This is a genomic window from Paraburkholderia sp. Cy-641, from assembly GCF_011752945.1.
In the GTDB taxonomy this organism is placed as follows: Bacteria; Pseudomonadota; Gammaproteobacteria; order Burkholderiales; family Burkholderiaceae; genus Paraburkholderia.
This window is the reverse complement of sequence record NZ_VWWM01000044.1, coordinates 61,537-74,680: the sequence shown is the minus strand read 5'-3', so window position 1 is coordinate 74,680 and position 13,144 is coordinate 61,537. Positions and strand designations below refer to the sequence as shown.

The window sequence follows — 13,144 nt, the reverse complement described above, 5'->3', positions numbered from 1 at the left end:
CAAGTGATCCCATCGCGCGATCGAGATCGCGCTGGCTCATGATCGGGCCCAGCGCCTTCAGCGCTTCAGAGTGGTGTGCGAGCGCGGGCGTCAAAGCAAGCCAGGCCGCGCAGTGCACGCGGATGAGCCAGTCGAGGGCCATCCATGAGCGTTTGAGCGACAGCTTGCCGCCGCGATTGGTGCCGATGAGGCGGGGGATATACGGCTTGAGCTGGTTGCGCTCTTCGTCGGATCGCAAACCATCATTCCAGGATATGCCGAAGGAGCGCAGCACCGGATCGACGCACTTCGGCGCGGCGCTAAACGGCTCGCCGGCGAACATGCTGACGACTTCGAGGAAGCAGTGGCCCTCGTCGGGGTTGTTGTGGCCGCCGTGGTTCAGCCAGATGTTTGCAAGGTCTTCGAGGGTGAGGGTCTGGGGCGTATCGATTTGTGACATGGTCAAGACTCCGTATCACCAGCGGCCCGACGCTTGTTGTCGATGAGCGGTTCGCTCACCGGCTGCTCGCGTTGCTTTCGCAGTCCGGCAAGGACGGCGAGACAGGTACGCATGGCGGGGTTGGTAAGCGCGTTGGTAGCGGAGCCGGGGAAATGGCGGAGACGGTGCTCCCGCACGATGTCTGCATCCGTGACGGGAATCCGGCTGGCCATACCAGGCTCGTCGTTACGCGGACGCGGGATGGCCGAAGGGCCGGAACTTCAGAAAACGGCGTAGCGCGGCGCCTCGCCGGGGCGATGGCGGTCGAGCAGTTGGCTCGCAGTAGCCGCAGGCGCAGGGCGTGTACTGACCGCGAGCACTGCGGCCATACTGCATGCCGCACGTCGCGCAGCGCACGAAAGACTCGAATGCCGGGTCGCCATGCTGTACGGTGACGACATAGTCGAACTCGGACCGCACGGACTGGGGCACTTCGAGCTCGACATCGACCACGACGGCGTGAGTGTCGATGCCGCGCAGAAAGCCGACATCCACGTCAGCAGGTGATGCGGCGCGAAGTGGGATGTAGTCGCACGAACCCTTGTTCAGGCGCACGTAGTGAGCGATGGCCGCGCCGATCAGGAATGCCGTGTGCGAACCGTTCGAGGGCTCGACAAGCCGCTGGATGAGGATTTTTTCCATGGCGACCCCTCAAACCATCGGGCGAACGTGGCCCGTCTGAACGGACGAATCCCGATGCGACTCGGTCGGCGCATCGGGATTCGGCGAAAAGACCTGGATGCCGACGACGATGGCCGCGACGATCAGGCCGACGCGCCAGTACGGGGATTGCTCAAAGTTGCTTTGAGGAATTTGCTGCTTGACGACGGGCTGCTGCTCTTGTCTGAGCCATGCCCGCCTACATTCGGCATGTAAATCGATCAGTTGCATGATGGCTCCCAGTGAAGATGCGAGCCAATTATCCGCACTCGGATTTATTTTTGTCAATCCGTTCTCGGATATTTTTCGATAAAACTGCAGAATTCTGGCGGATCGCGACAGCGAAGATGTGCCAATCCTACCGCCGGCGGATTAGCTGTCGGACTTCGGTTGGCAGAAAAAGGAAGGCGGATAGGTGGGCGGCGATGACGATGACAGCATCTAACCATGCTGCATTGTTCACATATGACGCACTGGCTAGGGCAACTGGCAGGAGAAGTTCCAGTCGGCTGCGACCGGAAGTTGATCGGTGGCCGTCGCGGTGCGTGGCGTGTTTTCGGAGTCGTTGCGCAATTGCCTCTAGCCCATCGGCCAATGCATCGGCAAATTCAGGTTCGACATCGGCAATGACCATGTCAACGCTACCGTCCGATCTTAGGGAGGCGAGCGCTGCAGCGATTGGTGCTGCAACCGGATCATCAAGGTGATCTAGCAGGAACTTGCGTACAGACGTGCGCCGCCCCGAATCTCCTGGCTCGATATTGTTTTTTTCAGTGTCGGTCGCAGCAATAAGTCTTAGGTGGGGGTGTTTGTGATTAGCCTCGTGACCCGCGTTTCCGCTGTGGTTTGTGTTGTATGTTTTCATTCGCTCTCAGTGCATTTTTTGTTAATGTGCTTTCTGAGGCGCCATGCGCATTGCGCTTGTTCCCGGCTTGAGGGGCAAGCGTTTCCTTGCTTCGCATGGTGGACGAAGCCTTGGATGCCGAGTCTCCATCTCGGTTAGCGATCGTAAATTTGATGAATGCTGCGATTCGCTCCTTTTCGGCGGCACCGAGAGTTGCATAGCCGCTGCGATCGTAGTCGATCTCCACCTTGTCTTTCGCTCCATCCTCCTCAATCAACTCGTAAAGCGACACCCCAAATGCCTTTGCGACTTCCAGCGCGGTAATCAAGAGGCAGTTTGTTTCGCCCTCCAGCAGTCGATTTATAGAACTTTGTGAAACGTTTGCGGCGCGAGCGAGATCAGCTTGTCGTTGCAACTCGGGTTGGGCCTTCTGAAGTCGCCGGACGTTGTCGGCCACGACTTTTCTGAGTGGTTGGGTAGTCATGCCACGAATGTTGCCGAAAACGGATTTCCGTGTGCGGATAGGGGCGGGCGCCGTCAATCTTGAAGAAAAATCCGAGAACGGATAATATCCGGCTGAATTCATCGAGGACCCCAGTAATGAGTCAGCCCAAAGAGCCGATGCTCGCCGCTGTTGTGCGGCGATTGAGGGAAAGCAAAGGGAAGTGGCGTGAAATCTCGCGAGAGAGTGGCGTTCCGTATGCGACGCTCACTCACCTCGCGCAAGGTCACAGCGCTGATCCACGCATATCCACCCTTCAGCCACTTCACGACTACTTCGAAGCTCAACCGGCCGCCGTCGAGCCCGGCAGCAGTGTTGCTCACTGACCGAGGGCTACAAAAGAAACCGTGGGTGTAAGAGCCCTCATTTGTTCGTAGCACGGCGGTAGCGGGTAGTGGGAGCACAGTCCGAATCGTAGAGCCATCGATCGGGCGCGCACAGATTGAAACGTCAGCGAAGTCAACAGGGGGAGTCAATGACGCGCAGATACAGCAACACGGAATGGCTCGACGTGCTGTACACGTCAGTCCGGAATACGCCGGGCGGCGTAGCGGGGGCAGCCACATTTCTCACGAACCGTCGTGGCCGCAGCATCGCGAGCGAGGCACTTCGACAGCGACTGAACGGGCAGGGCGAGAGCCGGCCTGCGATGGATGTTTTCGAGTTGCTGCTCGAATGGATGCAGGAGCAGCGTCAACCGCATGCCCTCGACGCATTGCATGCGCTCAATGAGCGCTTTGGCCTGTTCGCAACCGCGGTTGAATCGGAAAGCGAGATCGGCTCGGTGCATGCGGTTGCGATGCGCGCACTGGAACACGCGCAGTATGCCGGTGCCGTGGCGGACAAGGTCCGCGAAGCTCTGGACGACGACAAGATAACCGTTGCCGAAGCGGACGTCATTGCGGACGCAGCGCGGTCGGCGCAACGCCAGCTCGACCAGCTCGTGCGTGCCGCGCACCGCGCTGCGAGGCAGCCGGATCAATGAGCCATTTCGAGCATGGCATGACGTGCTGTAACCGGCACCGCGTGCATATCGGTCTGGAATGCGCCGTCAACCAGCAACTGGCCTGCGCGGCCACCGCGCTGAAGTGGCAGGCCGAGTACAGTCCGGCGGCGCTTCCGAAGTTCATGCGCAGCGTTCTCGCTGCGTTTCCTGATCACCTGTCTTACCTGCGCGTCGCGGCTCGCGAGGCTGAGGCGCTGGATGAGTTCATCCGGCAAGGCGCGCTGGTATGCGCGTCGCTTCCGACGAAGACCGACAGGCAGGCCTGGCGGGCCGCATTCCTCGGCGCTTACGACTCGTGCGCCTACGAAACCCATCTCACCTCAGGCCTCTGCGCCACGCACGTCGAGGCATTCGATAAGGCGATGTCGGCGGAATGGCACCGTCTGCGCGGTCGCATACCAGGGAGCACCAAGTGACATTGAACGGCGCCAGCACATCGCTGCGACACGGCTATTCCATGAAGACGCGCGCGGCACTCGGCGGCGGTAGTTACGCCGCTGGTCGAGCGCGCTGGCGAGGCATGGCCCACCACGCAGCCCAGGAATGCTTCGAGTCGCTATGCGCGGATGGTCGTGCGCGAGTTCTCGGTCATCTGCGCCCATCCCGGACCACAAAGTGACTTTGACAGGTCTGCGCCCGATCGACCCGACATTCTCTCCGCTTCCCGTGGCATGCGTGCGTTGCGCGTTAGGGGGGGCGTTCATCCATAAAAAGGCAGTAATCCATGGCAACGCTTGATCAAATCATCAATCAGCTGGTAGCTGCGGGCCATCCGAAATTGCCGGACGGACATCCTGTTGCGAGCGGCAAGCCGCATCGCTACGGGCCGAATAAGAAGTACTGGTACTCGCTGCATGAAGTGGTCAAGGCTGGCGAGGTGATTGGGTATACCGGCGCGTACGGATACTGGTCCGGCAACGACAATGGCGCGCAGGCTTTTTCCTGGGAGGGCGAAGCGCTTTCGCCGGAAGATGTCGCTGCCACGAAGGCGCGGCAGGATGCCGTTGCTCGTGACGAGGAGCGCAAGCGGCAGCAGGCAGCGAAACTCGCTGCGAATCGGGCGCGCGAGCAGTGGCACGCCGCGCGCGACGAGGGGGAATCGGCCTATCTCACGCGCAAGCAGATTACTGCTGAAGCTGTGCGCTTTGCCGTCGACGGCGATCTGTACGTACCAATGTTCAACTATGCCGATGGATACCGGCTCGTTGGTCTGCAGAAGATCACGCCGACAGGCGCGAAGCGCTTCAATAAGGGCATGGAAAAGAAGGGCGCCTCGTTCCTGCTCGGTGACATCGGAGCCGACGACAAGGTTGCCATGCTCGCCGAAGGGTATGCCACTGGCAGATCAATCCGGATGGCGACCGACGAAGCTATCCCGCTTCTGGTCTGTTTCGACGCCGGCGGCATTCTCCAGGCAGCACGATATCTACGCGGCACGAATCCGGACCTGCATCTGTTGATCTGCGCGGATGATGACTGGAAGATCGAGCAGCGCCTGTTCGACTTCCTGAAGACTGATTTCGGCTATACCGGGGAGTTCAGACTGGGCGAGCCCGCGGTGCGGATCGAGACCCGGCACACGTGGTACATGGTGAGAGCTGAGTACCGTCGCGACAATAACAATGTCCCGTACATCGATCTCTTCTACGGCAATGACGTGCTGCCGGAGCGTTCACGCCGTTTCGAGAATACCGGCCTGAAGCACGCATATGAAGCGGCCCGGGCGGTCGGCAACGCCAGTGTCGCATTCCCGCGATTCACGGATCGCGGCGATCGCAAGCTGACCGATTTCAACGATCTGCACTGTATCGAAGGCATTGATCCGGTGCGACAGCAAATCCAGCGAGCACTGCTCTCTGCGTTGATGCCGGCCGACGAAGATATGCCGTCCGATGTACTCATTCAGGCCGGCATTGCAACCAGCGTGCGCCAAGGCGATTCTGTTGCCGCGCCTGCCAGCCGCGGCGCAACGTCCGCTGGCGCTGCGGCGCAGGAGTGGGACGGGCGGGAAGCAGAAAACGGCGCCCACACGTGGGAGCAGGACCTCGCCCGCACCGAGAAAGGCAATCTCCTGCCTACGCTAGGCAACGTGCATCTCATTCTCTCGAATCACAAATCGTGGCATGGGGTGATCGCGCAGGATGATTTTGCGGGCCGCGTGGTCAAGCGAAAGAAGCCACCGTTCCCTCAGGGCGAACTCGGCGAGTGGTCCGATATGGACGATATCCGCTGCGTCCTGTGGTTGTCGCAGAAGTACGGCATCTCGGTGCGGCAGGACATCGTAATGAACGCGGTGCTGCTCGTCGCCGATGCTGTCCACTTTCACGATGTCCGCGAATACCTCGAAAATCTCGTATGGGACCACGAGCGGCGTGTGGAGACATGGCCGACGCGTTACATGAAGGTGGCCGACAGTGAGTACGTCCGGCTCGCCGGCATGAAGTGGCTCATAGCAGCGGTAGCGCGCGTCATGCGGCCCGGCTGCAAGGCCGACAACGTGCTGATCCTGGAGGGCAAGCAGGGCTGGTATAAATCCACCGCACTGGAAGTGATTGCCGGCAAGCACTGGTACACCAACTCGCCGATCCGCATCGGCGACAAGGACACCTACGCCGTCATGGCCGGCAAGTGGATCATCGAGCTGGCGGAACTCGACTCCCTCAACAAAAGCGATTCATCCGCAGCGAAGAGCTTCTTTGCGACCGAGACAGATCGTTTCCGCAACTTCTATGGCAAGCGTGCCACGGACGTGCACCGGCAGGGCGTGTTCGCCGGCTCGGTCAACTTCGATACCTACCTGAAGGATGAGTCCGGTAACCGGCGTTACTGGCCGCTGCGTGTTGGCGGTCCCATCCATATCGATGATCTTCGCCGGGACCGCGACCAGTTGTGGGCAGAAGCCGTTCATCTATACCGGCAGGGCGTTGTGTGGCACGTGACCGAGTCGGAAAAGCAGCTATTCGAGAATGAGCAGGCCGAACGCTATGAAGGCGACGTGTACGAAGACCGGATCGCGCGGCATCTTGACCTGTCCGGCCGCGTCACCATGGAAGAAATCCTCGGTGACGTCTTGAAGCTCGATACGTCGAAATGGACATTGCCCGAACAGCGTCGCGTCGGCAAGGCGCTTAAATCCCTCGGCTGGGTGCGCAAGCGGGAAACGACCGGCAAGCGCGGCTGGTACTACGTCCGGGAAGACGACGTTCCGGTAGCGCCGCCGGCATCAGCAGCAGACGGGACGGACGATGATGCGCCGCTCTGATTGCACGACCATATGGCGCGCCACGCATCAGGTTGCGGCGCGCGTACGCGCCAGCGTTGGCGCGCCATGCACGGGACTCAACGCTGTCCCGTGTCCCAGCGTCCCAAGCGCGTCTCCTGTGTGGGTGCGCGTACCCGCGACGTGCGCGACGTGCAGGGGTGCATGCATGTCGCGGGCGCGCGCACCCACACAAGCCTTTTCTTTGGGACATAAGGACATTGGGACAATAAGGGGGAAGCAATGATCGACCTGAAAGAGCAAGCCGGGATCGCGATGAATGCGCGTGGTCAGCTATCGGACTCGATTGCCGATCCCCAAGTAACTTTGGGAGCCCTCGCGTTCGCCAATGATCTCGGGCGCTTGCTGTGGCGAATGAAGTACGGGCAGGACGTGCGCCGCTCGGGCCTTAATCGCGCGACGCTGCTTCTTGCGAAGCGGGTGCGGGAGCCGGATAAATTCAATCGATCGAAATTTACGGGAGTGACCCGGGCGGCTGAGCGGGCCGCGGCCGTCAAGGGAAAGAAAGTCGAGCGGATGACATCCGACATCATCGAGCGATTCGCGCGGCAAGTGATCGTCGAGTGGATTGTGGACCTCTGCGTTGCCTGCGATGGGCGTGGTGTAAGCGGTCGCGGGAAACACGTGACGCTTCGGCGCATTGTGTGCCCGACATGCGGCGGCGACGGACGGGTGTGTTGCGACGAGTACAGTATTCCGTTCGCCGCCCGATTCGATGGCCGCGGCCCGATGCTGTTTCGCGAGTTCGAGCGCTGCCCGCAATGCCATGGTCGCGGTAGTGTTGATGCCGAAGTCGCATCGAAGAGTGCTGGCCGGCAGATTTGTGGTGAGTGTCACGGAACCGGGCGACGGCCTGAAGATCATGCGAGTCGCGCGCGAGCGCTCGGCGTTCCGTTGAACCAGTATCACGCGAACTGGAAGTCATATTTTCACGCGGTGCATGCGCTGCTCGATGCGCTCGACGGTGCTGCGAACGACACGGTGCAGCGACGCATGCGACGATGAAGTTCTTGCAATTCACGAAAAACCCCGTCTATACTCCGCGCCATGCATCCTTTACCGCGTCACTGGATGCCGTGAGCCCCGCACACTCGTGGAGCAACCTTGTCCCGGCTGTCGTACAGAATCGCGCGAGCGGCGCGACCAATAATATGCCAACAGCCTGCCGGGAATTGATCGGCGGGAGTTCGTCCGTACGAAACATGAATATCTGAAGCCCTGAGCGCGAAAGCCTCGGGGCTTTTTGCATTGGGCGTACGCGCTGTCGACTCCTCGGTCCGGCGTCGACAGTTAATTCAAATTCAACCAGACGATTACCGATTCGCGGTGATCGTCGTTCTTTGGAGTGTCGCGATGAGTAAGTCGAAAGAGTTTGAACTGAATGAAATCGTGCAACTGGCGATGTCGAGCGAAGCCGGAACCGTGATCGGCAAAGCGCACTACGTCACGGGGGAAAACAGCTATCTGGTTCGCTATCAGGCTGCTGATGGTCGGCAGGTCGAGCAATGGTGGGGCGAAAGCGCCTTGATTGCCGGCTAGGCACTGCGCTATGCCCAAGAAAGCTCCTACGCCATGCCGTCATGCCGGTTGTGCAGTAGTGCTCGACAAGCCTGGCTATTGCGATGAGCACAAGCGCGACGCGATCGGCTGGCGTCCTGATCGTGAGCGCGGCAATCGTCACGCGCGCGGGTTCGGTTCGGGTTGGGAGCGCAAGCGGCTGCTGATTCTGAAGCGTGACTGCGGGTTGTGTCAGCCGTGCCTCAATGCGGGGCGCGTCGAGCGAGCGACACAGGTCGACCACATTGTGTCGCGTGGCGAGGGCGGCACGAGCGACGAGGACAACCTGCAGTCGATCTGCGATGACTGTCACAAGAAGAAGACGGCGCAGGAGAGCGCCCGCGCGCGCAGGCGCACCTCAGACAGCCTGCTCTGATCGAGGTCTCGCGTTGCCGAATCCGGTGCCGCGTCGCTGTAGCGGCGCGTCTGCGTGGTCGTAGACGCATCAGCGCCGTCGAGGTGCCGGGGTGGGGGTGGCCAAAAGGCTGCACCGATCTGCCCGAGACCGCTCGTTCAATGCTGTTTTTGCGCGAGGCACTTTTTGAAGGTGGGGGGGGGTAAAAAATCACCCCTATGAGCGCCTCGCAGTCTCTTTTCCCGTTTTTGTCCAGGAGCCCTTATGGAGCCCTCTACGCCGGCTATAAGCGTGCAGGACGGACACGCTGACGCCGACAGGCGCGTCGATGGCATCGAGTCGGAAGTGCCGATGCCGCTCAAACCGCTGTCGTTGGCAGAGGAGCGCGTATGGAACTATGTCGCTGTCGCACTCAAGGATTACGGATTGATCCATCGCACTGACGCGATGCTGATGCACCTGATCGTGTCGACGTTCGTGCAATGGGTCGACGCTGAAACCGCGCTCGAAAAGCACGTGGCCGAAAACAATGGCTCTTTCATGTCGAAGACGCCGAACGGCTACGAACAGCCTCACCAGTGCTATTACATGGCACGCAATCTCAAAACCGAACTGCTGCGCATGCTGCCAGAAGCGTGCCTGACGATTCCGTCGTTCGCCAAAGTCAAACAGTCGATGCGTGAGCCGCAGCAGGGCGATATGTTCGATCCGCTCGTCGCATTCGTGTCGAACAAACCGCAGGCTCCGCCGGCGCCGAAACTTGTGCACTCCAGATGAAAAATGCCGATCTTGACTGGGACGCGTATGGCCGTGACGTGCTCGCAGGAAAGATCGTGGTGTGCAAGTGGGTGCGCAAGGCGGTCGAGCGTCATTACCGCGATCTCGAAACTGCAGCAGAGCACGGCCTGGTCTTTAGCGAAGCGCATGCCCGGCATGTCCTGGCATTCTTCGATTTCCTCAAGCACAGTAAGGACAAGTGGGCCGGCGCGCGTTTTGAGCTGTCGCTGTGGCAGGCGTTCTGGCTTGCTGTTCTCTTCGGCTGGTTACGTGCTGACGGCACGAGGCGATTCCGCAAGGCCTATTTGGAGATTGCGCGCAAGAACGGCAAGTCGACGCTACTGTCGGGCGTCGGCCTGTATCTGCTGATAGGTGACGGCATCGCTGGCGCGGAAGTGTACACGGCCGCAACGAAGCTGGATCAGGCGAAGATCGTCCACGAGGAAGCAAAGCGCATGGTCATGCAGTCGGCCGAGCTGCGCAAGCATCTGCAGATCGTCAAGAACGACATCATGCTGCCCGGCACAGCAAACACGTACAAGCCGCTCGGTGCTGACGCACTGACGCAGGACGGTCTCAATCCACACGGTGCGATTCTCGATGAGCTGCATGCGCATCCGTCGCGCGCGCTGTGGGACGTGATTGAGTCTGCGACCGGTTCGCGGTCGCAGCCACTCATGCTGGCGATTACGACGGCGGGCTTCAATGTCGAGAATTCGATCTGTATCGAGCAGCGTAACTACGTGCGGCGCATCCTTGAGGAAGCAATCGACGACGACGCGTATTTCGGCGCGATTTACACACTCGATGGTTACGACGGCGGCGAAGACGATGAGAAGGATGACTGGACTGATGCGGCGAACTGGATAAAAGCCAATCCGAACCTCGGCCTGTCGGTATTCCCGGACAATCTCGCAGAGTCAGTGCGTGTTGCGCAAAACGAACCGTCTGCGCAGGCGAATGTGCTGACCAAGCGCTTCAATATATGGGTGAAAGCGGCGCATCTGTGGATGGCCATGGACCGATGGAAGGCGTGCGGCCGGAAATACACACTCGATGATCTGCGAGACATCGCGGCGGTGTACGGTGGCCTTGATCTGGCGAGCACGTCGGACCTGTGCTCGCTCGGCCTGCAGTTCGTACTGGAAGATGGCACGCGTGCTTTATGGGGCAAGCACTATCTGCCTGAAGACGTGGCGCTCGATTCGGAGAATCCGAACCATCGCCTGTACCTGGTCTGGAAGGGGCAGGGCTGGCTCACACTGACACCCGGCAACGTGACCGACTACGCATTCATCAAGAGCGATGCGATCAGGTTGCTTGAGCGCTTCCCGATTGCGGAAATCGCATTCGACCGCTGGAACAGTTCCCAGCTCGTTACCGACCTGATGAACGAAGGCGCAAACATGGTCGCATTCGGCCAGGGTTTTGCCAGCATGAGCCCGGCAATGAAGGAATTCGAGCGGCTTATCAAGGGGCGGCAGCTCATGCACCCGAACGATCCCGTGATGACGTGGGCAATGAGCAATCTCGTCGCCACCAAAGACCCTGCCGGGAATATCAAACCGGACAAGCAGAAGAGCGCCAACAAGATCGATCCCGCCGTCGCGCAGATTATGGCCGCTGGCCGCGCGGCGCTGGCGACGATCGAGCCGGTTATCACAACTCCTTTCGTGGGACTCTAATGTTCGAATCCCTAAAGCAACTTTGGGGCGGCAGTTCGCCTCCTGCATTTGATCGTGTAGAGCCGGTGGTCACGCCGGGTGTACGCAACGATCAGCGCACGACGGTCGTGTCATCGGATGCGGATGGCATGCGCGAGCTGTTCCATGTTGATCCGTCGTTTGCCGGCACGGCCGTGACGCCGCAGAGCGCGATGCGCGTATCCGCGGCCTATGCCTGCGTACGCCTGATTGCGGGTGCGAAAGCATCCATGCCGGTGCAGATGTTCCAGAAGGCAGATGGTACGAATAGCCGGGTCGATGACCATGCGTATCTGTCGCTGCTCAATGATGAGCCATCGCCGTGTTGTTCGGCTGCGGTTTTCTGGGAGTTCGTCGAGGCGAGTCGACAACTCTATGGCGACGGCTTTGCGTATATCGCCCGCAACCGCAACGGCGTGCCGCAGGAACTGATTCCCCTGCATCCGTTGCGTGTGGCAAGCGAGAAACTGACCACGGGCCGGATCGTTTATTACGTGCTGTTCGACGACGGTACGTATCGCGGTGTCGATCAGGACGACATGCTGCAGTTCTGCAATTTCGGATGGGATGGATTGCGCAGCATGAGCACGATCCGCTGGGGCGCGCGGCAGAGCATCGGAACGGCCATTGCGGCCGAGAACCACGCAGGCAAATTCTTCCAGAACGGCGTGATGCCGAGCGTCGTGCTTGAGTACCAGGGCACGATGAAGCAGGAAGTGGTCGAGCAGTTGCGCAACGAATTCGAGATGCGCTACGCCGGCGCCGGCAACGCGCATCGTCCGATGATCCTCACGGGCGGTACTGCGGCGAAGGGTTTGCAGATGAGCGCGTCGGATGCGCAGTTGCTGGAGACCCGTAATTTTCAGGTGATTGATATCGCCCGTGCATTCGGTGTGCCGCCGTTCCTGATCGGCGAGAGCGAAAAGCAGTCCGCGTGGGGCGCTGGTATGGCGACGATGACGCAGGCCTTCATCACCTTCACCATGCAGCCGCATCTGGTTCGCGACGAACAGGAGATGCGGCGCAAGCTGTTCCGCATCGGACGTTACTCGGTCAAGTTCGACCGTCGTGCCTATCTTGCTGCGGACATGGAGAAGCTTGCCGCGTACTACCGTCAGGCGATTGGTGGATCGCAGGGGCCAGGCTGGCTGTCAGTCGACGAGGTCCGCGGGTACGAAAACATGGCGCCCAAGCCCGGTGGCGACCAGCTTTATTCACCTACACCGTTGCAAGGAGCTTCGAGTGAAACGCAATCCGCTACTTAACCTGATCCGCGCGAACATGGATCGCCCACGATCGTTCAAGGTCTCGGCGACCGATGAGCAGACGACGTCGATTTACCTATACGACGCGATTGACCCGTGGTGGGGAATTTCTGCTGAGGCGTTTGCGAGACAGTTGAATGCCATCGAGACGCCGAACATTAATCTTCGAATTAACAGTCCGGGCGGCGACGTGTTCGAGGCACGAGCAATCGTGACCGCCATCAGGCAGCATTCGGCCAATATCGATTCATACGTCGACGGTATCGCTGCATCTGCGGCCAGCTATGTCGCGCTGGCGGGGAAGAAAGTGGAGATAGCGGATGGCGCATTCTTCATGATCCATAAGGGCTGGACGATCGAAATGGGCAATGCCGATGAGCTGCGCAAAACGGCCAGTCTGCTCGACAAGATCGACGATTCGATTGCCAACGACTACGCGGCTCGCACCGGCAAGTCGAAAGATGAACTGCTCGCGCTAATGGCGGAAGAGACCTGGTATTCGTCGGCTGAGGCAAAAGAGTTTGGCTTCGCGGACCGCATTGGCGGCTCGGCCGATGCCCAGAATTCTGGCCAATGGAATCTGTCTGCGTATGCCAGGGTGCCGAAAGCGCTGACTGACAAACCCGAAACATCGTCAGCGCGCGATCGCGCTGCATTGGAGCGTCGTATGGCGATGCTCGAACGAATCGCACCGTAAGCGCTCTCGCTGAGGCGATC

General features: G+C 60.0%; 17 protein-coding genes. 11 read left to right on the top strand and 6 right to left on the bottom strand.

Annotated features, from left to right (window positions below):
- The 6 genes from F3J20_RS22625 to F3J20_RS22600 all read right to left on the bottom strand — a co-directional run.
- Positions 1–439, bottom strand: a 439-nt coding sequence (locus F3J20_RS22625; RefSeq protein WP_167284574.1) for a hypothetical protein, incomplete at its 3' end; no start/stop codon positions are given.
- A gap of 2 nt (positions 440–441) precedes the next feature.
- Positions 442–651, bottom strand: coding sequence for a hypothetical protein (locus F3J20_RS22620; RefSeq protein WP_167284573.1), 210 nt, complete (start codon positions 649–651; stop codon positions 442–444).
- A 13-nt stretch (positions 652–664) separates the two neighbouring features.
- Positions 665–1,120 (bottom strand): hypothetical protein, encoded by a 456-nt coding sequence (locus tag F3J20_RS22615; RefSeq protein ID WP_167284572.1) that lies wholly within the window; start codon positions 1,118–1,120, stop codon positions 665–667.
- Between the two features lie 9 nt (positions 1,121–1,129).
- Entirely contained in the window at positions 1,130–1,369 is a 240-nt protein-coding gene (locus tag F3J20_RS22610; protein WP_167284571.1) for a hypothetical protein, read from the bottom strand.
- 127 nt (positions 1,370–1,496) lie between these two features.
- The gene (locus tag F3J20_RS22605; RefSeq protein ID WP_167284570.1) at positions 1,497–2,003 is read right to left on the bottom strand and encodes a hypothetical protein; all 507 of its coding nucleotides are present in this window, start codon (positions 2,001–2,003) and stop codon (positions 1,497–1,499) included.
- A complete protein-coding gene (locus F3J20_RS22600) occupies positions 1,954–2,568 on the bottom strand; it encodes a helix-turn-helix transcriptional regulator (RefSeq protein WP_167284569.1) in 615 nt (204 codons plus the stop codon). Before F3J20_RS22600 ends, F3J20_RS22605 begins: the two co-directional genes overlap by 50 nt.
- A gap of 14 nt (positions 2,569–2,582) precedes the next feature.
- On the opposite strand from F3J20_RS22600, the gene F3J20_RS22595 reads away from it, so the two are divergent.
- The 11 genes from F3J20_RS22595 to F3J20_RS22550 all read left to right on the top strand — a co-directional run bounded on the left by F3J20_RS22595 (position 2,583) and on the right by F3J20_RS22550 (position 13,124).
- Positions 2,583–2,810, top strand: coding sequence for a hypothetical protein (locus F3J20_RS22595; protein WP_167284568.1), 228 nt, complete (start codon positions 2,583–2,585; stop codon positions 2,808–2,810).
- A 116-nt stretch (positions 2,811–2,926) separates the two neighbouring features.
- Positions 2,927–3,469, top strand: coding sequence for a phage regulatory CII family protein (locus tag F3J20_RS22590; protein WP_240162872.1), 543 nt, complete (start codon positions 2,927–2,929; stop codon positions 3,467–3,469).
- A complete protein-coding gene (locus F3J20_RS22585) occupies positions 3,466–3,906 on the top strand; it encodes a hypothetical protein (RefSeq protein ID WP_167284567.1) in 441 nt (146 codons plus the stop codon). The genes F3J20_RS22590 and F3J20_RS22585 overlap by 4 nt, the downstream gene beginning before the upstream one ends.
- A 308-nt stretch (positions 3,907–4,214) precedes the next feature.
- Entirely contained in the window at positions 4,215–6,752 is a 2,538-nt protein-coding gene (locus tag F3J20_RS22580; protein WP_167284566.1) for a VapE domain-containing protein, read from the top strand.
- 240 nt (positions 6,753–6,992) lie between these two features.
- Positions 6,993–7,775 carry a hypothetical protein gene (locus tag F3J20_RS22575; RefSeq protein WP_167284565.1) on the top strand — a complete coding sequence of 261 codons (783 nt, stop codon included), beginning with the start codon at positions 6,993–6,995 and terminating at the stop codon, positions 7,773–7,775.
- Positions 7,776–8,123: 348 nt separating this feature from the next.
- Positions 8,124–8,309 carry a hypothetical protein gene (locus tag F3J20_RS22570; RefSeq protein WP_167284564.1) on the top strand — a complete coding sequence of 62 codons (186 nt, stop codon included), beginning with the start codon at positions 8,124–8,126 and terminating at the stop codon, positions 8,307–8,309.
- A 10-nt stretch (positions 8,310–8,319) separates the two neighbouring features.
- On the top strand, positions 8,320–8,703 hold the full coding sequence (locus F3J20_RS22565) for an HNH endonuclease (protein ID WP_167284563.1): 384 nt from the start codon (positions 8,320–8,322) through the stop codon (positions 8,701–8,703).
- 243 nt (positions 8,704–8,946) lie between these two features.
- Positions 8,947–9,459, top strand: a complete 513-nt coding sequence (locus F3J20_RS22560) for a P27 family phage terminase small subunit (protein ID WP_167284562.1) — start codon at positions 8,947–8,949, stop codon at positions 9,457–9,459.
- Positions 9,456–11,144 (top strand): terminase TerL endonuclease subunit, encoded by a 1,689-nt coding sequence (locus F3J20_RS22555; RefSeq protein ID WP_167284561.1) that lies wholly within the window; start codon positions 9,456–9,458, stop codon positions 11,142–11,144. The genes F3J20_RS22560 and F3J20_RS22555 overlap by 4 nt, the downstream gene beginning before the upstream one ends.
- Positions 11,144–12,427 (top strand): phage portal protein, encoded by a 1,284-nt coding sequence (locus F3J20_RS32200; RefSeq protein ID WP_345889911.1) that lies wholly within the window; start codon positions 11,144–11,146, stop codon positions 12,425–12,427. The genes F3J20_RS22555 and F3J20_RS32200 overlap by 1 nt, the downstream gene beginning before the upstream one ends.
- Positions 12,405–13,124: a head maturation protease, ClpP-related gene (locus tag F3J20_RS22550; RefSeq protein WP_167284560.1), complete on the top strand. Its 720-nt coding sequence runs from the start codon at positions 12,405–12,407 to the stop codon at positions 13,122–13,124. The genes F3J20_RS32200 and F3J20_RS22550 overlap by 23 nt, the downstream gene beginning before the upstream one ends.
- Positions 13,125–13,144: the final 20 nt, after the last annotated feature.